The 23,053-nt window shown below is 60.1% G+C and carries 26 protein-coding genes; 11 read left to right on the top strand and 15 right to left on the bottom strand.

The genetic code is table 11. The features are described from left to right. Positions 1-4: 4 nt before the first annotated feature. From ACA049_RS18360 to ACA049_RS18350, 3 genes are read left to right on the top strand one after another with little or no spacing between them, the layout of a single operon-like run. Positions 5-1,345 (top strand): ABC transporter substrate-binding protein, encoded by a 1,341-nt coding sequence (locus ACA049_RS18360; RefSeq protein WP_497328672.1) that lies wholly within the window; start codon positions 5-7, stop codon positions 1,343-1,345. A 3-nt stretch (positions 1,346-1,348) separates the two neighbouring features. Then, positions 1,349-2,116 carry an ABC transporter ATP-binding protein gene (locus ACA049_RS18355; RefSeq protein ID WP_497328671.1) on the top strand — a complete coding sequence of 256 codons (768 nt, stop codon included), beginning with the start codon at positions 1,349-1,351 and terminating at the stop codon, positions 2,114-2,116. A 14-nt stretch (positions 2,117-2,130) separates the two neighbouring features. Next, positions 2,131-3,561 carry an FAD/NAD(P)-binding protein gene (locus ACA049_RS18350; protein ID WP_497328670.1) on the top strand — a complete coding sequence of 477 codons (1,431 nt, stop codon included), beginning with the start codon at positions 2,131-2,133 and terminating at the stop codon, positions 3,559-3,561. Between the two features lie 209 nt (positions 3,562-3,770). Here ACA049_RS18350 and ACA049_RS18345 read toward each other — a convergent pair whose 3' ends face one another. The 5 genes from ACA049_RS18345 to ACA049_RS18325 form a co-directional block, all read right to left on the bottom strand. Continuing rightward, entirely contained in the window at positions 3,771-3,995 is a 225-nt protein-coding gene (locus ACA049_RS18345; protein ID WP_497328669.1) for a hypothetical protein, read from the bottom strand. A 108-nt stretch (positions 3,996-4,103) separates the two neighbouring features. Then, entirely contained in the window at positions 4,104-4,838 is a 735-nt protein-coding gene (locus ACA049_RS18340) for a substrate-binding periplasmic protein (protein WP_497328668.1), read from the bottom strand. 256 nt (positions 4,839-5,094) lie between these two features. Beyond that, positions 5,095-5,475 carry a hypothetical protein gene (locus tag ACA049_RS18335; RefSeq protein ID WP_497328667.1) on the bottom strand — a complete coding sequence of 127 codons (381 nt, stop codon included), beginning with the start codon at positions 5,473-5,475 and terminating at the stop codon, positions 5,095-5,097. A gap of 170 nt (positions 5,476-5,645) precedes the next feature. Beyond that, positions 5,646-6,959 carry an ATP-binding protein gene (locus ACA049_RS18330; RefSeq protein WP_497328666.1) on the bottom strand — a complete coding sequence of 438 codons (1,314 nt, stop codon included), beginning with the start codon at positions 6,957-6,959 and terminating at the stop codon, positions 5,646-5,648. Next, the gene (locus ACA049_RS18325) at positions 6,956-7,696 is read right to left on the bottom strand and encodes a response regulator (protein WP_219094804.1); all 741 of its coding nucleotides are present in this window, start codon (positions 7,694-7,696) and stop codon (positions 6,956-6,958) included. Before ACA049_RS18325 ends, ACA049_RS18330 begins: the two co-directional genes overlap by 4 nt. A 295-nt stretch (positions 7,697-7,991) precedes the next feature. Between ACA049_RS18325 and ACA049_RS18320 the strand changes: the two genes are divergently transcribed. Next, positions 7,992-8,237 (top strand): DUF2790 domain-containing protein, encoded by a 246-nt coding sequence (locus ACA049_RS18320; protein WP_497328665.1) that lies wholly within the window; start codon positions 7,992-7,994, stop codon positions 8,235-8,237. Between the two features lie 245 nt (positions 8,238-8,482). On the opposite strand, the gene ppnN is transcribed toward ACA049_RS18320, so the two are convergent. Continuing rightward, positions 8,483-9,856, bottom strand: a complete 1,374-nt coding sequence (ppnN, locus tag ACA049_RS18315; protein WP_497317411.1) for a nucleotide 5'-monophosphate nucleosidase PpnN — start codon at positions 9,854-9,856, stop codon at positions 8,483-8,485. A gap of 226 nt (positions 9,857-10,082) precedes the next feature. Here ppnN and ACA049_RS18310 point away from each other — a divergent pair, with 226 nt between their 5' ends. Beyond that, the gene (locus ACA049_RS18310; RefSeq protein ID WP_497328664.1) at positions 10,083-10,610 is read left to right on the top strand and encodes a DUF3087 domain-containing protein; all 528 of its coding nucleotides are present in this window, start codon (positions 10,083-10,085) and stop codon (positions 10,608-10,610) included. 154 nt (positions 10,611-10,764) lie between these two features. Then, positions 10,765-12,342, top strand: coding sequence for a sensor domain-containing diguanylate cyclase (locus tag ACA049_RS18305; RefSeq protein ID WP_497328663.1), 1,578 nt, complete (start codon positions 10,765-10,767; stop codon positions 12,340-12,342). A 2-nt stretch (positions 12,343-12,344) separates the two neighbouring features. On the opposite strand, the gene ACA049_RS18300 is transcribed toward ACA049_RS18305, so the two are convergent. Together ACA049_RS18300 and ACA049_RS18295 are read right to left on the bottom strand one after the other, a co-directional pair. Then, complete coding sequence (locus ACA049_RS18300) at positions 12,345-13,262, bottom strand: LysR family transcriptional regulator (RefSeq protein ID WP_497328662.1); 918 nt, start codon at positions 13,260-13,262, stop codon at positions 12,345-12,347. Between the two features lie 21 nt (positions 13,263-13,283). After that, positions 13,284-13,658, bottom strand: coding sequence for a DUF2784 domain-containing protein (locus ACA049_RS18295; protein ID WP_497328661.1), 375 nt, complete (start codon positions 13,656-13,658; stop codon positions 13,284-13,286). 168 nt (positions 13,659-13,826) lie between these two features. Here ACA049_RS18295 and ACA049_RS18290 point away from each other — a divergent pair, with 168 nt between their 5' ends. From ACA049_RS18290 to ACA049_RS18280, 3 genes are read left to right on the top strand one after another with little or no spacing between them, the layout of a single operon-like run. After that, on the top strand, positions 13,827-14,525 hold the full coding sequence (locus ACA049_RS18290; RefSeq protein ID WP_497328660.1) for an AzlC family ABC transporter permease: 699 nt from the start codon (positions 13,827-13,829) through the stop codon (positions 14,523-14,525). Further along, positions 14,525-14,836 (top strand): AzlD domain-containing protein, encoded by a 312-nt coding sequence (locus ACA049_RS18285; RefSeq protein WP_162130447.1) that lies wholly within the window; start codon positions 14,525-14,527, stop codon positions 14,834-14,836. Before ACA049_RS18290 ends, ACA049_RS18285 begins: the two co-directional genes overlap by 1 nt. Positions 14,837-14,895: 59 nt before the next feature. Beyond that, the gene (locus tag ACA049_RS18280; protein ID WP_497328659.1) at positions 14,896-15,051 is read left to right on the top strand and encodes a hypothetical protein; all 156 of its coding nucleotides are present in this window, start codon (positions 14,896-14,898) and stop codon (positions 15,049-15,051) included. A gap of 212 nt (positions 15,052-15,263) precedes the next feature. On the opposite strand, the gene ACA049_RS18275 is transcribed toward ACA049_RS18280, so the two are convergent. The 6 genes from ACA049_RS18275 to ACA049_RS18250 form a co-directional block, all read right to left on the bottom strand. Continuing rightward, a complete protein-coding gene (locus tag ACA049_RS18275; RefSeq protein WP_497328658.1) occupies positions 15,264-15,491 on the bottom strand; it encodes a DUF6555 family protein in 228 nt (75 codons plus the stop codon). Between the two features lie 184 nt (positions 15,492-15,675). Then, on the bottom strand, positions 15,676-15,948 hold the full coding sequence (locus ACA049_RS18270) for a hypothetical protein (protein WP_497328657.1): 273 nt from the start codon (positions 15,946-15,948) through the stop codon (positions 15,676-15,678). Positions 15,949-16,199: 251 nt separating this feature from the next. Beyond that, entirely contained in the window at positions 16,200-16,880 is a 681-nt protein-coding gene (locus tag ACA049_RS18265) for an SOS response-associated peptidase (RefSeq protein WP_497328656.1), read from the bottom strand. 51 nt (positions 16,881-16,931) lie between these two features. Beyond that, the gene (locus tag ACA049_RS18260; RefSeq protein ID WP_403098477.1) at positions 16,932-17,645 is read right to left on the bottom strand and encodes an ABC transporter ATP-binding protein; all 714 of its coding nucleotides are present in this window, start codon (positions 17,643-17,645) and stop codon (positions 16,932-16,934) included. A 3-nt stretch (positions 17,646-17,648) separates the two neighbouring features. After that, complete coding sequence (locus ACA049_RS18255; protein ID WP_497328655.1) at positions 17,649-18,485, bottom strand: ABC transporter permease; 837 nt, start codon at positions 18,483-18,485, stop codon at positions 17,649-17,651. A 156-nt stretch (positions 18,486-18,641) separates the two neighbouring features. Beyond that, the gene (locus ACA049_RS18250; RefSeq protein WP_497328654.1) at positions 18,642-19,628 is read right to left on the bottom strand and encodes an aliphatic sulfonate ABC transporter substrate-binding protein; all 987 of its coding nucleotides are present in this window, start codon (positions 19,626-19,628) and stop codon (positions 18,642-18,644) included. Positions 19,629-19,923: 295 nt separating this feature from the next. Here ACA049_RS18250 and ACA049_RS18245 point away from each other — a divergent pair, with 295 nt between their 5' ends. Continuing rightward, positions 19,924-20,871 carry an ABC transporter substrate-binding protein gene (locus tag ACA049_RS18245; protein WP_497328653.1) on the top strand — a complete coding sequence of 316 codons (948 nt, stop codon included), beginning with the start codon at positions 19,924-19,926 and terminating at the stop codon, positions 20,869-20,871. Between the two features lie 146 nt (positions 20,872-21,017). Next, positions 21,018-21,917, top strand: coding sequence for a polysaccharide deacetylase family protein (locus tag ACA049_RS18240; protein ID WP_497328652.1), 900 nt, complete (start codon positions 21,018-21,020; stop codon positions 21,915-21,917). Positions 21,918-22,092: 175 nt separating this feature from the next. Here the strand turns inward: ACA049_RS18240 and ACA049_RS18235 are convergent, their stop codons facing one another. Beyond that, a complete protein-coding gene (locus ACA049_RS18235) occupies positions 22,093-22,977 on the bottom strand; it encodes a LysR family transcriptional regulator (RefSeq protein ID WP_497328651.1) in 885 nt (294 codons plus the stop codon). Positions 22,978-23,053: the final 76 nt, after the last annotated feature.

The raw sequence follows: 23,053 nt of genomic DNA, 5'->3' as shown, positions 1-23,053 counted from the left end.
CAACATGCGTGCATCCTTGAAACGTTCCCTGGCCGGCGCCGCGTTGACGCTGGCGGTTTTCAGCAGTGCGGTGCCGATGGTCCAGGCTTCGCCGGATCAACAGTTCTTCCCCTTGGCGACGTACCGGGTCGGCGCCTACGCCTCCAGCGGCGTGCAGGTTTGGGCCGGCATGCTCGATTACCTGAACTACATCAACGAGGTGGAAGGCGGGATCAACGGCGTGAAACTGGTCTGGCAGGAATGCGAAACCGAGTGGACGGCGGAGAAGGGCATCGAGTGCTATGAGCGCTTCAAGAAAGGCCTGGATGGCGCGCCAGTGGCGATCTATTCACCCAACGGCGCCCCGGCGGCCTATGCGCTGAGCGAGCGCGCCGAAGTCGACAAGATCCCGTTGATCACCCTCGGCTACGGCCGCACCGAAGCCACCGACGGCACGGTATTCCCCTACAACTTCCCGGTGATGTTGACCTTCTACAGCGAGGCCTCGAGCCTGATTAACTACATCGCCCAGCGCGAGGGTGGTTTCGACAAACTCAAGGGCAAGAAGATCGCCACGGTCTACCACGACTCGGCATATGGCCGCGAAACCCTCGGTCCGCTGAAGTTGCTGGCGGAGAAGTACGGCTTTGAAAACATCCAGATCCCAGTGGCCGATCCCGGCAACGAACAATCGTCGCAATGGCGGCAGATTCGCCAGGTCAATCCGGACTGGGTGTTCCTGCGCACCTGGGGGGTGTCGACGCCGGTGGCGGTCAAGACCGCGGCACGGTTCGGCTTCCCGGTGGACCACATCGTCGGCGACATCTGGGCCAGTTCCAGCGAGGACGTATTGCCCGCCGGCGACGCTGCCAAAGGTTATCTGGCGCTGACGCCATACCCGGCCGGCACGGATTTCGAGATCCACAAACGCCTCAAGCAGCACATCCTCGACAAGGGCAAAAGCGACCTCAAGGACCTGAAGAATTTCGGCAGCGTCTACTACAACTCCGGGCTGGTGAACGCCGCCGTGATGGTCGAAGCGATCCGCACCGCCCAAGGCAAATTCGGCAAGCGCCCGCTCAACGGCGAGGAAGGGCGCTGGGGCCTGGAACACCTGAACATCGACGACGCGCGGCTCAAGGACATGGGCTACTTCGGTTTGATGCAGAACCTCAAACTGTCCTGCAAGGATCACGAGGGTGGCGGTTCGGCGCGGGTTCAACAGTGGGACGGCGCCAACTGGACGCTGATCAGCGACTGGATACCGGCTGATCGTGCACTGTTGCGGCCATTGATCGATGAGAAATCCGCAGCGTTCGCCAAGGAAAAAGGCCTGACGCCACGCACCTGCACCGGGGATGAATAAGCCATGAGCCAAGCCGCCAGCGACATTGCTGTCCAGGACCTTTTGCTCGTCAAAGACATCGAGGTGATTTACGACGGCGCGATCCTGGCCGTGGCGGGCGTGTCGCTGACGGTGCCCAAGGGTGGCATCGTGGCGTTGCTCGGTGCCAACGGCGCGGGCAAAAGCACCACGCTCAAGGCGATTTCCGGGCTGGTGCGCGCCGAGCGGGCGCAGGTCAGTCGCGGGGTGATCGAGTTTCTCGGACGCGATACGGCAGGTGTCGATCCAAGCCTGCGGGTGCGCCAGGGCATGGTCCATGTGCTGGAAGGTCGCCATGTGTTCCCGCAACTGACGGTCGAGGACAACCTGCGCAGTGGCGGGTTTGTCCGGCGGTTGAGTCGGCAGGACATGGCCCGTGATCTGGAGCGCATCTACGCGTGGTTTCCGCGCCTGAAAACCAAGCGCAAGACCCAGGCCGGGCTGACCTCCGGCGGCGAGCAGCAAATGGTCGCCATCGGTCGGGCGTTGATGACGCGTCCTACTTTGGTACTGCTTGATGAACCTTCCATGGGTTTGGCGCCTATTATCGTCCAGGAGATTTTCGAGATCGTCGCGCAACTCAATCGCGACGAGCAGGTGAGCTTCCTGATTGCCGAGCAAAACATTAACGTGGCACTCAAATACGCATCGACGGCCTACGTGTTGGATACCGGTCGAGTGGTGCTGTCCGGGAGCAAAGAGGCGCTGCTGGCGCGGGGCGATCTGCACGATTTCTATTTAGGTAAACATTGACCAGTGAGAACGCCATGACTCAAACCCAACGCGGACAGGCGACCGACGCCATCCGCCACGCGGACATCCTGATCGTCGGCGGCGGCCTCAGTGGCGCGATGCTGGCGGCGCAGTTGCTGCGATTGCCTGGCAAGCGTTCGCTGCTGGTGATTGAACCGCGTGCCGAACTCGGCCGGGGCGAGGCGTACAGCGCGGTCGAGCTGGGCCATACGCTCAACGGCAATGCGGCGCGCATGAGCGTCGACCCGGACAACGCCGATGACCTGACCCAATGGCTGACCGAACACATCGCGGCCGGTGGCTGGCCGGAGTCGGATGAGCAGCATGTGCCGGTCAGCGAATTGTTTCCGCCTCGGGGGCTGTTCGGGGTGTATGTGCAGCAGCGTCTGGCCGAAGCGCAAGCGGTGGGGGCGGTGCACGGTTCGACGGTCGAGCATGTGCGGGCCGAAGTGGTGGATCTGCAAGCCGGCGACGATTCGGTGCTGCTGACCTTGAGTGACGGGCAACGTTTGCAAGGCGCTTACGCGGTGCTGGCGACGGGGATGTTTCCTGCGGCGCGCACGCCGCAGACCGAGTCCAGTGGTTTGAACGCGGCTGCGCTGGATCCGTGGGATGTCGAGGCCATGCGCCGGTTGGACCCGCAGTCGACGGTGTTGATCATCGGTTCGGGCCTGACCATGGTCGATGCCGTGGTGTCGCTGGAACAGGCCGGCCATCGCGGGCCGATCGAAGTGTTTTCCCGTCACGGCTTGCTGCCACACGTGCGTCGGCAGCCACCGGCCTGGGTGGATTTTCTTGCTGAGGATCCGAGCATTCGCACGCCTCGACAGCTGGTGCGCGAACTGCGCCGGCATTGCCGGGACGCTGTCGCTCAAGGCATCGACTGGCAGGCGCCGCTCGACACGGTGCGGGCGCATATTGGCCGGTTGTGGAATCAGGCGACGGACCTGCAGCGGCGGCAATTTGTGCGGCATGTGCGGCCCTGGTGGGAAAGCCATCACCACCGCTCGCCACCGTTGAGTGCGGAACTGGTGGAACGGCTGCACAACGAAGGCAGGTTGCGGATTCAGGCGGCGTCGTTCAAAGGGCTGGAATCGACGGTTGAAGGGCGGGTGAGTATTCGCATCCGTCGTCGTGGCGAGGTTGAAACCACGGTTGTCAGCGGCGCGGCGTTGATCAATTCCAGCGGTATCGAATATGACTGGCGCCGGGTGGCTCGACCGTTGCCGCAGCAACTGCTGGCGCGTGGGCTGATTCAACCGGGGCCGTTGGCGTTGGGGATTGCGGCCGCCGTTGATGGCGCGGTGCTGGACGCCGACGGGCAGGTCGCACGACGATTGTTCGCCATGGGCCCACCGTTGCGCGGCATGTGGTGGGAAAGCACGGCTGTCACCGACGTGGCCAGCCAGGCCAAAAACCTCGCCGCCCGCCTGGCCAAAACATAGCCCGTGTAGGCGCTGTGTAGGAGCTGTGTAGGAGCTGTGTAGGAGCTGTCGAGTGAAACGAGGCTGCGATCTTTTGATCTTGCTTTTTAAAAGATCAAGATCAAAAGATCGCAGCCTCGTTTCACTCGACAGCTCCTACACAGCTCCCAGATGCAAGAAACCCCGGATCTAGCCGGGGTTTCCTGTTTCAAGCGGCCCAAAGCCGTTAATCAATAACGCTGATACTTCGAACCAAACTCAGGGCGGTTTTCAGCGACGTAGAGTTTGCTGGCCTGGCTGACTTTGTGATCAACGCCGACAGTGTTCACGTTCACTGTTGCCGGTTGGCTGACTTTAGCGGCTGCGACAACTTGCGAGGTGGCGTGTGGGGCGGCGATGGCGGAAGTAGCGCCAAGGACCGACAGGGCGAAACCAAGACCGATGATGCTTTTCATGATGTTGCTCCAGTAGGGTGGGGAGAAGATGTGGCCACTGTAGGGCTGGAGCGTCGCGATGAGAAAACACCATTGCGCATAGTTGTTATCACGCGCGTTGATCCACGGTCAGCGGGGCAGGTTATCGCTGAGCCAACGTTGCTTGAGTTGTTCGAGGCGTCCGTCGCGGTTCATTTCCTCCAGCGCCTGTTGCCAGCGCGCCACCTGACGGGCATCGGTCAGCGGAGAAAAAGCGATGTAGGTGCCTTGCTTCATCAGCGGCATCTGGTAATGCAATTGACTCGGCGCCAGGCCTTCTTCCCGCGCCAGGGTGGTGATGGAGAGGGTGTCCGCCACCACGAATTCGGTACGGCCCAGGCGCGCCAGGCGCATCATTTGTTCGGGTGTTTCCACGCCGTATAGATTGTTCAGACCCTGCTTCTGCAAATAGCTGTAGACCAGCCATTTTCGCGGGACAACGATGCGGCCCAGGCTGCCGGCATCCTGCAAGTTGCGCACCGGTTGTTGGGCGTCATTGGCGGAATAGAGCGCTGTTTCCACTTCCATCAACGGGCCGACCCACTGGTACTGGCCATCGCGCTCGGCGGTGCGCAACACGGTAAACACCGCGGTGGCCGGCTCGGTGGTGGCGACCCGCAAGGCGCGCAGCAAAGGGACTTGTTGAAAATGCACCTGGTCGCCGGCGCTTTCGGCCAGCGCCTGGACCACATCCACACCGAATCCCACCAGTTGATTACCTTGCTGGAAATGCAGAGGCGGATGGTTGTCGGTGAGCAGGTTCAGATCGGCCGCCACCGCAGTGAATGTCAGGAAAGACAGCAGGCAACCGGCAATGCGCTTCATGAATCGTCCTTGATTGAATGAGGTGCAAATCTTAGTACGGGCTCACTTAACTGTCTCCAGAATTTGTCGGACTATTTCGTCAGATTTGAGGATTTTTTGGTGTCGTGCATGGGCCATCGGCAAAGCACAATCAAAATGTGGGAGCGGGCTTGCTCGCGAAGGCGGTGCATCAGACGGCAATGAGGTCGACTGACACTCCCTCTTCGCGAGCAAGCCCGCTCCCACATTTTGATCTCTGCTGTGCTGTAGATTTTGCTCAGTAACGCTGATATTTCGAACCGAACTCAGGGCGGTTTTCCGCGACGACCACTCCCCCTTGTACGGCATTCTTCGGGCTGATCAGCGCGACACGTTCACGCAGTTCTTGCAGGCGATCAGCACCGCCTTCGGCGACGCGGTTCTCGATCAGGCGATCGGAGCCACCTTCAGCCACACGATTTTTTTGCAGGTTTTCAGAGCCATATTCAGCGACGCGATTCTGTTGCAGCCGGTCCGAACCACCTTCTACCAGCAGCTGCTGGACCTGGCTCTGGGATGCAGCGCTTGAGGTATTCGCCGACGCCAGGTTCGACAGGCCGAGACCGCCTACCAGTGCCAGACCGAGTGCCAGGGACGAGACTTTCGAGAAGTTGAACATGGTTGATTCTCCGTGCGCTTGAGTTTTGTGTGGGTCGGTAGCTGCTGCTATCCGGTGAACACAGTTAAACGCCGGGGTGTATCGGTGATGTGTGCTTGAACGCGCTGAAATCGGCTTCTACGTATCTGCTCGGGGTTCTTATACAGACCGATACAAAACCCTTCGATTTTCTACAGGGGTTGTGGCGGGAGGGTGAGTTCGGCGCACAAGCCGCCGCCTTCGCGATTACTCAACGTCAGCGAGCCGCCGATGGCCAGGGCCAGTTGCTGGGCGATGGCCAGGCCCAGGCCGGTGCCGCCAGTGTTGCGGTTGCGCGAGTTTTCGACGCGGTAGAACGGCATCAGCACCTGCGCCAATTCTTCTTCGGCAATGCCCGGCCCGCGATCCAGCACCTTTATTGAATGACTGCCATCGGCCTTCGTTACCACCTGCAACTCGGCAGCACCGGCGAACTTCAGCGCGTTATCCGTCAGATTCACCAGCACCCGACGCAAGGCATGGGGGCGAGTGTCGATGACTCCGGCGTTGTCGCCGTTCAGCTCCACGGCCTTGCCCATGTCCTGATAGTCGTAGACCAGGCTGTGGAGGAAGGAATCCAGATTGATCCGGCAACTGGCTTCAGTAGAACCGTGAACGCTGCGGGCATAGGCCACGCCTTCGCGCACCAGGTGCTCGATTTCGCTGAGGTCGTTCGAGAGTTTTTCTTTTTCGCTGGAATCGTCCATGAATTCGGCCCGCAGCTTCATACGGGTGATTGGGGTTTGCAGGTCATGGGAAATCGCCGCCAGCAATTGCATGCGCTCTTTCAGGTAGGCGGCAATACGCGCCTGCATGGCATTGAACGCCTTGGCGGCATGGGCGACTTCGGTCGGGCCTTTTTCGTCCAGATGCACCGCGTGGGTGTTCGGGTCGAGAGTGTCCACCGCCTGAGAGAGGCGGGTGAGGGGGCGGATGGCGACCCGCACCGCGAGCCAGGTGCAGATCAATAAAAGGGTCAATTGCACCAGCAACACCATCGGTAACCATGAAGACAACGGCATCACCGACGGCCGGACGTCGATGGTCAGCGGGCTGCCGTCGGCGAGTTTCAGGTGGGCCTGGAAATGCTGCTGCGCGCCTTCGATGCGAGTGAACGACAGGACATATTGCCCGCCGACAGCGTCCTGGATGGACTGCACCGCGTCGTGGGCATCCTTGGGATTGATCGGCGTGCCCGGCAGGCCTTCGCCCAGCGAGTAGCGATAGGTGCGGCGTTCGAAGCGTGGCACCCAATCAGCGCGTTCAGCGGCCGGCAAACGATCGAGGATCGAGACCGCGATCGACACGTCGTTTTCCAGATTACCCAGCAACATCGCCTCGGCGCTGCGATAACGTTCGTAGAACTGCACGCCGAAGGACAGGCCGTGGGCGACGATCAGGCCCGCCAGGAAAATCAGCGACAAGCGGGAGGCCAGCGTCCGCGGCCAATGCAGTGCGAGACTCATGATTCTGCGCCGAGCAATTCCACAGGGTATGAGAACACGTAGCCTTCGCTGCGCACGGTCTTGATGTAGGTCGACTCCCGGGAGTCATCCATCAACCGTTGACGCAGGCGGCTCACCAACAAGTCTATGGAGCGGTCGAACAGGTCAGCGTCGCGGCCCTGGGTGAGGTTGAGCAACTGGTCGCGACTGAGCACGCGCTGCGGGTGATCGAGGAACACCCGGAGCAAGCGGTATTCGGCGCCACTGAGCGCAACCATCGTGCCGTCTTCGTCCAGCAAGTGGCGGGCGGTGGTGTCGAGGCGCCAGCGGCCGAAGCCCAGCAACCGACCGCTTTCGGTGATGAGCAGGTTGGGCGGCAGCATCCGGGTACGGCGCAGCACGGCGTTGATCCGCGCCAGCAGTTCGCGGGCGGCGAACGGTTTGGTCAGGTAGTCGTCGGCGCCCATTTCCAGGCCGAGGATGCGGTCGGTTTCGTCGTTGCGGGCGGTGAGCATCAGGATCGGCGTGGCCTTGTGCTTGCCCGAGCGCAACTCGCGGCACAGCAGCAGGCCGTCATCGCCGGGCATCATGATGTCGAGCACGATCAGGTCCACGGTGTTGGTTTCCAGAAAGCTGCGCATCTGCCGGCCGTCGGCGACCACCGTGGTGCGCAGGCCGTTCTTTTTCAGGTAATTACCGACCAGTTCGCGGATCTCACGATCGTCGTCAACGATCAGGATGTGGTTCACGTGTTCCATTGCTCAACCCTCTTGTTATTCGCACGTCGCGCATTCTAGGGAGCCGCTTCGCACCTGCCTGCCGGCCTTTGTATCTCACTGTATCTGGAGGTGACTTTGATACATGGGCATACAAGACGGCTTTTTTCAGGTGCGGGTGTATCGAATTGTATCGGGTGCCTTGTGTGACACCTTACGCCTTAATAGTCCCGGTTTTACGACACATGGCAGATACCTCGGGCCGGTTAAATGGGTTCCATCGAGACAGGATGACTTGCCTCGCTCCACTGCCCATTACGACTCTGAGGACACGATCATGAACTGGAACAAATTGGTTGCCGCTGGCTTCTTTGCTGTCCTGAACGTTGCGGCGTTTTCGGCGCATGCGGATGTTCAGGCTCGCAGTAGCCACCTGGATATCAAGCAGGTGATTTCTACTGTAGAAGACGGCGGGGCGAATTGCGGGATTGTGAACGCGCGGATGACGTATCTGGATTCGAGCGGTACGCAGAAGGTGCTTGATTACAGCAAGTTCGCGGCGTGTGGGAATCAGGGCGGTTGACCTTGGCGGCCTTCGGGCCGACCAGGTGCCCCCTGGGTCTACACCGTCCCAATGTGGGAGCGGGCTTGCTCGCGAATTCGGTCTTACATTCAACATTTACGTCGGATGGCACACCGCATTCGCGAGCAAGCCCGCTCCCACAAGGGGGCAGTGTCGTGCACAAAACCGGCGTTCGACACCGCTTTACTGTGGGAGCGAGCAAGCTCGCTCCTGCAGTGGATTGGGTGCTGGTCAGGCGCTGTTTATCACGCGACCACCTGGTAACACGGAACATACGCCGCGCCACCCGGCAGTTTCATCCGGTGCTGTGCGACAAAGGCCTTGAGCAGTTGATCCAGCGGGTGCATGACCGCTGCATCGCCACGGATCTGGTACGGCCCGTGTTCTTCGATCAGGCGGATGCCCTTGTCCTTGACGTTGCCGGCAACGATGCCGGAGAACGCGCGACGCAGGTTGGCGGCCAGTTCGTGGGGAGGCAGGTCGCGGCTGAGTTTCAGGTTGGCCATGTTTTCGTGGGTCGGGTCGAACGGGCGCTGGAAACCTTCGTCGATCTTCAGCAGCCAGTTGAAATGGAACGCGTCGTTGCGCTCGCGGCGGAACTGTTTGACTGCCTTGAGGCCTTGAGTCATGTGGCGCGCGACTTCGGCGGGGTCGTCGATGATGATTTCGTAGTGTTGCTTCGCGGCGTCACCCAATGTCGCGCCGACGAACGCGTCCAGTTGCTCCAGATACGGCGCCGCATGTTTCGGCCCGGTGAGGACGACCGGGAAAGGCACCCCCGCGTTGTCCGGGTGCATGAGGATGCCGAGCAAGTACAGGAACTCTTCGGCCGTACCGGCGCCGCCCGGGAAAATGATGATGCCGTGGCCCACGCGCACGAAGGCTTCCAGGCGTTTTTCGATGTCCGGCAGGATCACCAGTTCGTTGACGATCGGGTTCGGCGCTTCGGCGGCGATGATGCCGGGCTCGGTCAGGCCGAGGTAGCGGCCGCCGTGGATGCGCTGCTTGGCGTGGGCGATGGTCGCGCCTTTCATCGGGCCTTTCATCACGCCGGGGCCGCAGCCGGTACAGATGTCGAGGCTGCGCAGGCCCAGTTCGTGGCCGACTTTCTTGGTGTATTTGTATTCTTCGGTGTTGATCGAGTGGCCGCCCCAGCACACCACGATCTTCGGCTCGACACCCGGGCGCAGGGTGCGGGCGTTGCGCAGCAGGTGGAAGACGTAGTCGCTGATGCCCTGGGAGGTGCTCAGGTCGATGCGCTGGGCGTCGAGTTCGTTTTCGGTGTAGACGATGTCGCGCAGGGCGCTGAACAGCATTTCTCGGGTGCTGGCGATCATTTCGCCGTCGACGAAGGCGTCGGCCGGGGCGTTCAGCAGTTCGAGGCGCACGCCCCGGTCCTGCTGGTGGATGCGGATTTCGAAGTCTTTATAGGCTTCGAGGATGGTCTTGGCGTTATCAACGTGAGCGCCGGTATTGAGGATGGCCAGGGCGCACTGGCGGAATAAGGTGTAGGTGCTGCCGGATCCGGCTTCGCTCAGTTGCTGTACTTCACGTTGAGAAAGGGTTTCCAGGCTGCCTTTAGGGCTGACGGAGGCGTTGATTACTTGTCGTTGGGTCATTCAATGATCCTTAAAACGATGTCATTCATACCGGCAAATGACATCCGAATAGTGTGTATCCATGAAAGAAGATGGCACGAACTGCGCGGTATCGCCATGTTCCCCGATTGACGATGAAAAGATGAAGAGGCGCCCAGCATAGCTAAATCCTGCGCAGGGGCGATAATGCCCCGCAGTCTTTTCGCTCACCGAACCTTTTACCATTGATGCAAGGAACCCCGTCACGATGTTCGAAATCCAGCCGATGAACGCCGAACGCTTTCGACAACAGACGCGACGCAGCACGGTGATTATTGCCCTGATATTCCTGGCCCTGGCGATGGTGCTGTCCACCACGGCGGTGGCGTTGTTTGGTGAGCCCGGGGGCGACAACCTGCGGTTTAACGTCGGCGGCGTGTTTGTCGCGGTGCTGGCGATGGCGGCGCTGATGCGCGGTACGTTCTGGTCTCAGGCGTGGATGGCGCCGGCGGTGTACGGCTGGCAGCTCAAACGCAGCCTTATGAGCATCACCAATGTGATGCATCAGGTGACGGCGGCAGTGGAGGCGGGTGATCCGACGGCCATGAAGCTGCTGCGTTTCTACCACCTGGGCCTGAGCCAGATGCACGAACTGGATGGCAACTCCAGCGATCATGGCCAATTGAGCCGGGAAATGGAGCAACACAAGGCGCGGATGGAAGCGCTGGGCCTCGACACTGAACAGACGCAGTTGGATCCTGCCTGGCTTGAAGCGGTGAAGCAGACGCCGAAGTAAGATCCGTGGTGTGGCTCGTCACCCCGACATAAACCCTTCACAACGGTAACAGATCGCCTATCTTGTTTCTGATGGGGCACCGCGATCCACGATTGGATGGCGCTAAAAGGGCGAACGGGAAAAGTCGCCATGTCATAACGATTCAGGGAGCGTCATGGGACATCCGTCCATCAACGACCGAATTGAACACTCCCGGCCCATTGCGCCTTGGGAGCCCGAGCCGATTGAGTCCGGGCTCAGGGTCCGCTACGCGGTTGTTTTGCTGGTGGCCGTGTGCCTGTCGATGACGGCCATCGTGATCTGGGAAGCCTGGACCTCGCGTCAGTACCATTTGCATGACAAAGAAGTGGCGATGTCCAACCTGGCCCAGACTTTGGCATCGCAAGCGCAATCGTCGATCAAACAGGCCGATACGCTGCTGTTTACCCTGGTGGACCGCATCGAAAACGACGGCGTGAACCCGGCGCAGTTGCCCAGATTCAGACGTTTGCTCGCCACCCAGCGCAGTGAGCTGGCCCAGCTCCATGGCTTGTTCGTTTTTGACGAAAAAGGCGGGTGGATCGCCAATTCCAACGGCGCGGACATGCCCGGTGCGAACAATTCCGACCGTGAATATTTTATCTACCATCGTGATCATCCTGACCGAGGCCCCCATATCGGTCCGTCGATCAAAAGTCGGTCGACCAGCGAATGGATCATGACCGTGTCACGGCGGATCAACCGTCCGGATGGCAGTTTCGCCGGCGTGGCGCTGGCAACGATCTACCTCAACCATTTCCTCGGGCTGTACGACAGCATCGACATGGGCAAGAACGGTGTGATCAACCTGATCGCCGACGACGCCAGCATCATCGTTCGCCGGCCATTCAACGAAGCAGAAGTGGGCACCAGCGTCGCCAAGGGGCCGCTGTTCATGCAGCTGTTGCCCAAGGGCAATTCCGGCACAGCCACCGTCAAGTCTTATGTGGACGGTGTCGAGCGCGTGGTCGGGTTCCGACGGGTCGATGGTTATCCGCTGATCGTCTTCGCCGGCCTGGACAAGCAAGACGTCCTGGCCGTCTGGCGCGAGGAGTCAATCCTCAGTGCTGGCATCGTGTTGCTGCTTCTGGTGTTTCTGGGAGGGCTGGGCTTTCGTCTGATTCGTTTCATGAAACAGCAGAATCACATTCAGAGCGTGCTGCTCGATGCCCAGGAAAAGCTCATAGAGGTCAACCGCAGCCTTGAATTGCTGGCACTTGAAGACGCACTGACCGGGCTGTCCAACCGGCGCCAGTTCGATCTGTTCATCCTCGCGGAAATGGGCCGTGCCCGACGCACGGTGACCCACCTCGCGATGCTGATGATCGATGTCGATCACTTCAAGAGCTTCAACGATCGATATGGGCACGTGGCCGGCGATGAGTGCCTGCGCAAAATCAGCGCGATCATCAAGGACAACATCAAGCGCCCCGGCGATCTGGCTGCCCGCTATGGCGGCGAGGAGTTTACGGTGGTGCTGCCCGGGACCGATTATGTGGGGGCGTTTCTGGTCGCTGAAAAAATCCGCCGCGCGGTCCAGCAGGCCGGCATCGAACACAGCGAATGCCCGGAAGGGATGGTGACCGTCAGCGTCGGGGTGTGCGCCTACAACCCGGCCTCGCAGGATCAGCCCGACGACCTGGTCAGCGCTGCGGACAAGGCCTTGTATGTGGCCAAGGCCAGTGGGCGGAACATGAGCGTCATTTCCAACTGAATTCAAACGAAGCGGTCGCTGCCCTGGACCAGTTGGGTGGACAGGTACGATTGCTTGAGTTTTTCCAGCCACCAGCCCAGTGCGCGACCGTCATGATCGCCACGCCAGCCGGCGTAGAGAATGTTCGGTTCGCGCGGATCGGCCATCTGTTTTTCCACCAGCGTGCCGTTTTTCAGTAACGCGCTGACCCGATGCCTGGGCAACCAGCCCACGCCCAGTCCGTCGCACTGGGCAAGAATCTTTGCGCGCATGGTCGGCACCGCGAGGACCGGTTGGCCACCGGAAACACCATACGTGCTGCCCTCGGTAGCTCGGGATGAATCGGCCACGACAATCGCCCGGTGCTGCGCCACCATGGCCCGTGAAATAGGTTCTCTGTACCTGGCCAGCGGGTGTTTGGGCGAGACCGCGAACACCCATTCCATTTGCCCCAATTGCATCCAGCGCAGGCTGGGGATGGCCGGCGGTTCATTGGTGGCGCCGATGATCAAGTCCGCGCGGCCTTCACGCAGGGCTTCCCACACGCCTTTGAGTACTTCATGGGTGATGCGCAGCGGCACGCCGGACTCCAGCGCATCGAACTCGTGAATCACCGGGATCAACGCTTCGAATTCAAGCAATTCGTCGGTGACGATCCACAACCGGCTCTCCCAGCCGTTGGCCACTTGTTGCACCCGTTGCGTCAGCCGGGCGACATCCTGCATCAGCCGCGCCGCTTCGTTCACCAGCAACTCACCGGCCGGGGTCAGCTGCAAGCGGTAACGGCGCCGATCAAAGAGCAGCGCATCGAAGCGCTCCTCCAGTTGACGCGCGGCGTAGGACACCGTTGACGGCGCCTTGCCCAAGTGCGCGGCGGCTCGTGACAGGCTGCCGGTTTCGCGGATGGCTTCGAGCAACGACAGGTCTTCAATCGACAGCATTCTCTATCCTCGGCGAGTGTTTCAGGCGGCCCGGCGTAACTTCCACAACCTGATCAGCCGAAGATAGACCACGACGTTGATCGCCAGCACCACGCTGCCCAGCGCCAGTTGAATCGTGGGGGTCAGCCCGGCCGGGTAAATGACCGGCCAAACATAGTGCTCGATGAAACCACCACCGTAACCGGTTTGCCCGGCGGCCTGGCGCATGAGGTTTTCCCATTGCGTCAGCGGGCACGTCAAGTGGAAGACTTCCACGCTCACACCCCACGCCGCCGCAGGCAGGTGCCACCAGATCAGGGGGCGCCATTTGAGCACCAGCAGCCCGCCGAACAACACGAACAGAATGAACAGCAAGTGAAACAGCACCAGCCCATCGGCGGCGATCCGGTAAAGCATGTCGACTCCCTGACGCGTTAGGCGAATGGCTCCATGGTACTCGGGTTCACTTCATTTCGGCTGTTCAGAACCCTTCGGCGAGCATTGCCCGCAAGTGCGCAAGATTGTTCAAGCCATCGACCGCAACTGCTGGCACAGTCTGGCGTCTTTCCCTGGTTGTAGAGCGTTATGTCGAACTCACTCATGCCGCGCAGTGCCTTTCTTCGCGGCGCCGCAGCGATCATGCCGTTGTCCCTGGCGACGGCGCCCTGGGGGCTGTTGGCCGGGTCCATGGCCATCGAGGCCAATCTCACGCCGCTGCAAGGTCAGGGCTTGTCGAGCATCGTGTTTGCCGGTGCCGCGCAACTGGTGGCCATCGGCATGCTCAAGGGCGGTGCCGGGATCTTTTCGATTCTGCTGACCACGTTGCTGCTGACCTCCCAGCATTTGCTGTACGGCATGAGCATGCGTTCGGTGATTTCACCGCTGCCGGGTCGCTGGCGCGTGGGTTTGGGCTTTTTGCTCACCGATGAGCTATTCGCCCTGACCAGCCAGCATGACAAACAGCAGTTCAATCGCTGGTACGCCTTGGGCGTGGGCCTGACGTTCTACATCGCCTGGAACCTGTTCACACTCGCGGGCATCGTTCTGGGCAGCAGCATTCCCGGCCTCGAACACCTGGGGCTCGACTTTTCCATCGCCGCGACCTTTATCGCCCTGATCACCCCGGTGGTGCGCAATGTTCCCACGGTGGTCTGCGTTGCGGTTTCGCTGTTTTGTTCGGTGCTGTTCAGCTACTGGCAATGGGGCTCGGCGCTGGTACTGTCGGGGTTGGCGGGCATGACCGCCGGTTTCATCTGCAACAAATTCCATGAGGGGCGCACATGATGGTCTGGGCTGTGATTATCGGGATGGGCGTGCTGGTCTTCCTGAACCGCTACGTGTTCCTCGAACCTCGATTGCCGGTGCGCTTGAGCAGCAATGCCCGGCAGTTTCTTGGTTTTGCCGTGCCGGGGATGTTGACCGCGATCTGTGGGCCGATCGTGTTCATGCCTGAAAAACAGCTGAATCTGCAGTGGGACAACCCGTACCTGATCAGTTCGCTGGTGGCGGTGGGATTGGTGCTGTACACCCGCAATACCTTGCTCAGCATGTTGTTGAGCATGGGGTTTTTCTTTTTGCTGCGTTGGTGGCTTTGAGCTGTCCTTTGGAAATTGTTCTACGCTTAATGGGTACTCCTTCAGGAAGAGAGGTGAGCATGGCTAACGAACCCAAGCGTACGGACCTGGATGAAGAAGAGGATGAACCCACCGAGGAAGAGCTTGAGCGGCAAAGGCGTTCAACTCAGACTTGGAAGCATGACGACAGTCGAGACCTGTCAGACCGGGACGAAGAGCGTCCGCTGAAGCCCTGACTGATCTTTGTATAATCGGACATCCACGGCCGAGGGCGGCTACCGCGGCATCCCAGTCGCACCGGTCCCCTGTAGGACCTGTAGGAGCTGTCGAGTGAAACGAGGCTGCGATCTTTTGATCTTGATCTTTTTAAAAGCAAGATCAAAAGATCGCAGCCTCGTTTCACTCGACAGCTCCTACAGGGAATGGGGGCGCAGTTTTTAACCACTCATCAGATCGCTTCATTCCAGCGAACCTTCGTGATGCCCAATTGTTGAGCGGTCAAGCGCGCCGCTTCAAGGGAGGCGTGTGCGGCGATCTTTCGGTCCGATTGCGGAAAGGCATGCGCAGACGCCGAATGAATCGCGTCCACGTCGGAGAACTGTTCGGCCAGTTTGAAAAAGTGCTGACGAACGCCGTAGAGCAAATAATGCACGGCATAGGGAACGAGTTCGCTCATGTATTCCTCCTTAAATCCGCAAGGCTTTGCTTCTGTCTTCGAATGGGGCAATGAAAAAGTCTGCGGTGTCATCCGTGCGCAGAGAATGAGGGTTGAAAAAAAAGAGGCCCGGTCGGGCCTCTTCTTCAGAGTGCAACGATGTCCGGTTCGTTCAGTCTTGAGCTGAACTGAGCCGGGCATCACTTCAAAGATCTTCCAGTGGCGGAAAATCCGGGTGGGAGGCCCGATAGCCCAACTTCTTGTCGATCCAGGCATTCAGCTCGTTGACCATGACCGGCGGTTTGCCGGAGTAGGCTGCGAGGGTTGAACGCAGGACGTCGTTGATATTGGGGATGGAACGCAGGTTTCGGGTTTTTATGTATTGCCCGATAAAGCAGTCAAGTTGATAGCGTTCTGTCATCGACAGGTACACGCACTCAAGACCGCTGACTTGATTAATTACAAGATCGTCGCGCAACTTAGTTCTCTGCAAGGCTTGTTAAATTTAGGAATTTCCTTAGTTATTGACTCTTTGGTCAACTGAGTACTGCCGAGGGAAATGCGGCGCGCATGCTATCTGTAGCGTTACTAAATGTATGTACGATGATTCAATTGTCGGACAAGCGGTTAATGCGTCCTTTTGCCGCATTCGGGCGAGTGTTTCTACTATGAAACAGTCTGTGTAACGTTTATGTCGTTTGGTTATTTAGGCGCAGGAATGGATCCACTTTAAATAAGCCTATTAATCAACATCTCACCCTGGTTCCTGACATTTCCCACTGCCTTGTCGACCCTGTACCACTCGAACACTTCGCTGGCTTCACCCTGCATCAGCACCATCTGCTCGGCGCGCTCTTTGGGTGTAGCCGGGTCCAGCCATTCGCGCGCCAGTTCCGCTGACAACACCACCGGCCGCCGGTCATGAATGTCGAGCATGCCGCCGACGCTGTCCGCCGTGATGATGACAAAACCGTCGTCTTCCTTTTGCTCACCCCCGGCAGAGGGAAACTGGCCGATCGCCGCGCAGCAGATCGGCGCCCGATCCCGTCGACGAATCAGCCACGGTTGCCTCGTTGAATCACCGGCATCCACCCATTCGAACCAGTTGTCGATCGGCACAATCGCCCGGTGTGGCCAGATCGCCCGGAAGAACGGGCCGTGAGCGACTTTCTCCACCCGCGCATTGATCGGCGCCGCGCGATCCTTCGCCCAGTGCGGACGCCATCCCCAGCGCACCGAGTCGGCATGCAGCCCGTCGGGCTCAAGGTGCAGCAGGGCGAGCTGGGTGGTGGGCGCGGCGTTGTAGCGGGCCAGCGGTTCATCCCCGACATGGTTGATCAGCGCGTCGGGAATGCTCAGCACCGCGACAAAGTCGTGAATGCCACGGTACTGCGACAGGCGTCCGCACATCGGCTGATCTCCGGCTGGAAAAAGCGCTGGCTGGAGCGTTGAGCTTAGTCCTCAAATCACATGGGCACGCTGCAACTCGGTCAACGACAACGCCTTCAGTTGCGCGAGCAGCGGGTCTCGTCGGTCACGCGGATGGGGCAGCTCCACGGCCAGTTCCTGACGAATGCTGCTCGGGCGATTGTCCATCACCAGGACGCGATCGCTGAGGTACAGCGCTTCATCGACATCGTGGGTCACCAGCAACAGAGCAATCGCGTGACGCTCGGCCAGTTGCAGCAGCAGGTCCTGGAGTTTCATCCGGGTAAAGGCATCCACCGCGCTGAACGGCTCATCAAGCAACAAGACCTGCGGTCGCGAGTAGAGGCCGCGGGCAATCGCCACCCGTTGCGCCATGCCGCCGGACAAGGCTTTGGGCAGGGCCTGAGCAAATCCGCCGAGGCCGACTTCTTCGATCAGTTGCGCGACCCAGGCCTTGTCGTAGTGACTGTCGGCGCTGAAACCGATGTTTTGCTCAACCGTCAGCCAAGGCATCAATCGGGGTTCCTGAAACACGAACGCGACGTCTCCTGCGTTGTTGCGCAGCTCACCCTGGAAGTCTTTTTCCAGGCCGGCGACGATCCGCAGCAACGTACTTTTGCCGCAGCCGCTGGGGCCCAGCAGGCTGACGGTTTCCCGGGGCTGCAATTGCAAATGGACGTTCTTGAGGACCGTGATGGCGGCGAAGGTTTTGCGCTCGACGCGAATGTCCAGCAGGTGGTCGGTCATGGCTCAATCCTCTGCGCTTTGGCCGTTGAAGGTGTCGCGCCAGGCCAGGAAACGTTTCTCCAGGCCGGCGAGGAGGCCGTCGCTGAGTTTGCCCAGCAGCGCCAAAACGATGATCGCGGCCAGGACGATGTCCGGGCGTGACGTTTCGCGTCCGTCGCTGAGCAAATAACCCAGGCCCTTGGTGGCGGCGATCAGCTCGGCGGCCACCAGAAACATCCAGGCCAGGCTCATGCCGCTGCGCAATCCGGTGAACAGGCCGGGCAGGGCGGCTGGCAACAGGATTCGCCGGACCAGGCGCCGCCGGCTGAAGCCGTACATTTGCCCGACTTCCACCAGTTTGCGGTCGATGTCGCGGATCGCCGCGACGCCGTTGAGGTACACCGGAAAGAACGCGCCGATGGCGATCAGGACGATTTTCGAGGTCTCGTCGATGCCCAGCCACAGCAGCAACAGCGGCACCCAGGCCAGGCTCGGAATCGAGCGCAAACCGGCGAACGTCGGTTCCAGATACGCTTCGGCTTCTCGGCTCAAGCCGACCCACGCGGCAAACACCAGGGCGAGGCTGGCGCCGATGGCGAAACCCAGCAGCACCCGCAGCAGACTGGCGCTGATGTGTTTCCACAGCGCGCCCTCGGCCAGGTCGCTGAGGGTCAACGCGACCTCGCTTGGGGCCGGCATTTGATAGGACGGCAGCCAGCCGATGCGCACGACGAATTCCAGCACGAGGATGATCAGCACCGGCAGGGCGAGGGCCTTGAGGCGCAGTTTCCAGGCGTTGTTGAGGCGTCGGGGGGCGGGTAATGCCAGGAGGGCGGGCAGGTCTTTGGTTTTGCTGGTCATTGGGTTCTCCGGTTACGGAAAATCAAGATCAAAAGATCGCAGCCTCGTTTCACTCGACAGCTCCTACAGGGGAGAGGGTGTGCGGATCCATCCGCATTTATCCGATCCATGTAGGAGCTGTCGAGTGAAACGAGGCTGCGATCTTTTGCTTTCGTTTTATTGACGCGCCACGGTTTCCTTGAAGCCGGTGTCGATCAACTGATCGATCACCTGGTCGACATTCACCCCACGGCGAACCAGTTCTTCAGAGACCAGGATCGGTGCCGCAGCCTTGGAGGCAATCACATCCCTGGCGGTCAATTGCGGGCTGCTCAGGTCCGTGCGCGACAGTTGCAGCTTGGCCACTTCCAGCGGCAAACCGGATTCATTGGCGAGCAACTTCGCCAGTTCTTCAGGGTTTTTCACTGCCCAGTCACGAGCCTTTTCATAGGCGCTCAGCACGGTTTCGATGGTCTGCGGATGTTCCTTGGCGTAGGTGTCGGTGACGCTGACCACACCGTAGCTGTTGAAATTCGTGTTGCGGTACAGCAGGCGCGAACCGGCCTGGACTTCGCTGGCCGCCATGTGCGGATCAAGACCAGCCCAGGCGTCGACATCACCTTTTTCCAGCGCGGTGCGACCGTCCGGGTGCTGCAAATGCACCAGCTCGACATCGTCCTTGGTCAGGCCAGCCTGTTGCAGGCTGCGCAGGGTGAACAGGTACGGGTCGGTGCCTTTGGTGGCGGCGATTTTCTTGCCCTTCAGATCCGCCACGGTTTTGTACGGCGAATCTTTGCGCACCACCAACGCGGTCCATTCAGCGCGGCTGTAGACGTAGACCGATTTGATCGGACTGCCGTTGGCGCGACTGAGCACGGCGGCCAGGCTGGCGGACGATGCGAAGTCGACACCGCCACTGTTGAGGTATTCCAGCGAGCGGTTGCTGCCCTGGCTCAGCACCCAGCTGACCTTGGTCTGTGGCAGGGCCTTTTCGAGGAAACCGAAATGCTTGAGCACCAGGCTAACCGGCGAGTAATAGGCGTAATCCAGATGCACTTCGGCTGGCGCGGTGTCGGCTGCCTGCGCCACGGGTTGCAGGGTCAGGGCGAGGGCGCAGGCGCTCAGCAGGAACCTGAGGTCAGGAAAGCGGAAGGTCGGTTTCATGGAACGGCTCCGGGCAAGGCGGCGAGATTCTTATATCCAGATAATTATTTTTTACGAATGCTTCCTGCATAAAAGGAATATTGCAGGCTCTGTGCCATGTCGCGGATTTGCAGGTTTTTCGGGGCTTTGGCGGCGTGGGTGTCGCTTGGGAATGTCTCGGTAAAAACAGTCTGTTGAGTCACTGTTGCTGGGCGGACAGTTATTTTTGCGGGTCATGAGCTTATGCATAAATCGAATTTATAAACGGTGCTGCAAGAGCGTTAGGGTCTATAAAAATACGTTCCTGGAGCCTTCGATGAACCTGTCCCGATTCGTGCGCGGTCTGCTGACCAGCGCGTTGTTTGCCGCGCCACTGAGCTACGCCGCAGAACCCGTCGTGTTGCACGTCGGTGATCAGAACTACTACAACGTGCGCGCCTCGGTGGAGGCGTCGGGTGTGCTGGAAGGGGCGCCCTATACCGTCGACTGGAAGCATTTTCAGGCTGCCGCTCCGCTGGCCGAAGCGCTGAACACCGGCGCCCTGGATGTGGGCTTTCTCGGGGACTCCGGCTTCCTGTTCCTGGCGGCCAAACAGGCGCCGGTGAAGTTGATTGGCGTGTCGCGGCAGAACCCCGACACCATCGCGTTGCTGGTGCCCAAGGATTCTCCGGTGAAGACCATTGCTGATCTGAAGGGCAAGAAAGTCGCCTATTGGCCCGGTGCCTGGAGCCAGCAACTGACCCTGCGCGCCCTGGAGAAAGCCGATCTGCCGGAAGACTACGTCGACTTCATCAAGCTGATGCCCATCGATGCCGCTGCCGCGTTGCCGCAAGGCAGCATCGATGCGTTCCCGGTGTGGGAACCGTACATTTCCCAGCAGATTCTGTTCTCCGGCGCGCGGCCGATTCTGACGGCGAAAAACCTCATGCCGGGCCTGAGCGCCATCGCCGCGTCGACACCGTCGATCGACAGCAAGCGCGAAGCCATTGCCGACTTTCTGGTGCGCCTGAAAAAAGCCCGGGCCTGGGTCGACAACCATACTGACGAATACGCCGACCTCTGGGCGAAGAAGGCCAACCTCGACCAGAACGTGTCGCGCCATTGGCTGCGGCAGGCGCACATGACCGTCGGCCCGGTAGATGCGCAGGCTGCCAAGGATCTGCAGAGCACCGCGGACTTCCTGTTCAAGGTCAAGGCGCTGCCGACGGCATTGGCGACCGCGCCGATTATCGACAACTCGTTCCAGCAGTCGCTGGCGCAGTAAGCCACGCGGGTGAGCGCTGGAACCAAACACTGTGTACCCTGATCCAACTTCGGCCTGCAGCCACCTGCGGGCCGACAATGGATCAATGGGCGAAGGGTTTTTGCCGTTTAACGTGATGACCGTAAAGGTCTGGCCCAAGGCAAACCATGAAACAGCTGTTCAAGGTTCTCACTGCGCTCGCCATCGCTGTCGGGTTGGCGGGCTGCATCGCCGCACCGATCGAACTGACCCCGCAGACCGAACAGCGTCTGCGCGAGCAGCCACCGATCCGCTTTCTGCTGACCTTCGACGACGGCCCCAGCGCGTCGAGTTTCTGGAACCCGAGCATGACCGTGCTCGACAGCCTTGCGCAGAACCCGGTGCAACCGGGGATCAAAGCGGTGTTCTTCGTGCAGACCGGCGCGCCACGGGCCGGCAATAGCGACATCGGACGCGGGGTCATGCGCCGGGAACAGGCAGAAGGGCATGTGCTGGGTTTCCACACCGCGACCCACTCGCACACCAATCACCGCTCGCTCAGCCCGCAAGCGCTGGAGCAATCGCTGAGCAAAGGCAGTGCCGACATCGCCGCGATCACCGGCGTGCCGACCACCCTGGTGCGTCCGCCGTTCTGGAATTACGACAAACGTGTGTTCGCCGCCTACCAGCGCCACGGCATGCACGTGTTGCTGACCGACCTGAGTGCCAACGACGGCAAGATCTGGGGCTTCAACGCCAGCCCCCGACGGCGGGCCAACATGCTGCTGCAACTATCTGAAGTTCGCGAGCGCATTGCGCTGGGTGAATTGCCGACGGTGGACGGTGTGGTTCCGGTGGTGGTGACTTTCCACGACCTGAATCGCTATACCGCCCGGCATGCCCGCGAATACCTGCAAATCCTCCTCGACAGCGCTCGTGCCACTGGGGTGACGGTGGCGCAAAAGCCGTTTTACGACGAGACGGCGGCGCTTCGGCGGGCGGCGATTGCGCGGACCGTCACCGACAGTTCCGAGCCCGTGAAATTACCGGGGATCTGGAACTGGCTGTGGGATGGGGATTCCCACTGAGCATCCGCCAGACACTGTAGGAGCTATGTAGGAGCTGTGTAGGAGCTGTCGAGTGAAACGAGGCTGCGATCTTTTGATCTTGCTTGTAAAAAAACAAAGTCAAAAGATCGCAGCCTCGTTTCACTCGACAGCTCCTACACAGCTCCTACACAGCTCCTACATAAGCATCATGGCTTTAGATGGGGGGCAGGAGTTCATCAATCATCTTCAAGCAATGATTCAACCCCGGCGTCACATCGCCCACGCGTCGGCTGAGGATGATCGGTGAGGTTGCGTTGTCTTCCAGCAATGGGGTGAACCCAATGTCGTCGCGGTGCAGCAACTGCACGGACGCGGGCACCAGCGTGACGCCGATTCCAGCCCCGACCAATCCAATCGCTGTCTGCAGTTCATTGGTCCATTGCGCCACGTGGATGCTCACGCCATAGGATTCGAACAGTGCAATCACATGATCGGCGTAGCTGGGGCGCGGATTGCCGGGGTATAGCACAAAGGGTTCCTTGGCCAGTTGGCGAAGGCTGATCGGCCCGGCCAGCAGCGGATGGCCGGCGGGCAGGGCAGCGACCAGGCGGTCTTCGGTCAATACTGTCTGAATGATCGCCGGGTCGTCGATGCGAATTCGCCCGAAACCGATGTCGATACGCCCGGCCTTGAGCGCCTGCACCTGTTGCAGCGTGGTCATTTCCGAAAGCCCGAGTTCAAGCTCCAGGGGCTCGCCACTGCGCAAACGGCGGATCAGTTCCGGCAGCACGCCATACAGCGTCGAGGGCGCAAAACCGATGCCCAGCCAGGTCTTTTCACCCAGACCGATCCGCTTGGTGTTGTCGCTCACCTTGGCCAGTTGTTCGAGCAGGGCGGTGGAGTGTTCATGGAAAAAACGCCCGGCGTCGGTCAACTTCAGCGGGCGGCCGCGTTCGAGCAATAACACCCCGAGTTCATCTTCCAGTTGCTGGATCTGCCGGCTCAGGGGCGGCTGGGCAATGTGCAGCAGCTCGGCGGCGCGGGTGAAGTTGAGGGTTTGAGCCAACACCTGAAAATACCGCAGGTGACGCAGTTCCATGAGGCCTCCAGGCATCGATCAGTTTAATACCTTTAAGGTATCGAGCCAGACCAATTCTATATTGGCCGTGGGCAAA

It is taken from the genome of Pseudomonas sp. LBUM1662 (assembly GCF_059695915.1).
Note: the sequence above shows the minus strand (reverse complement) of the source record. Positions and strands in the feature narration are given on the sequence as shown.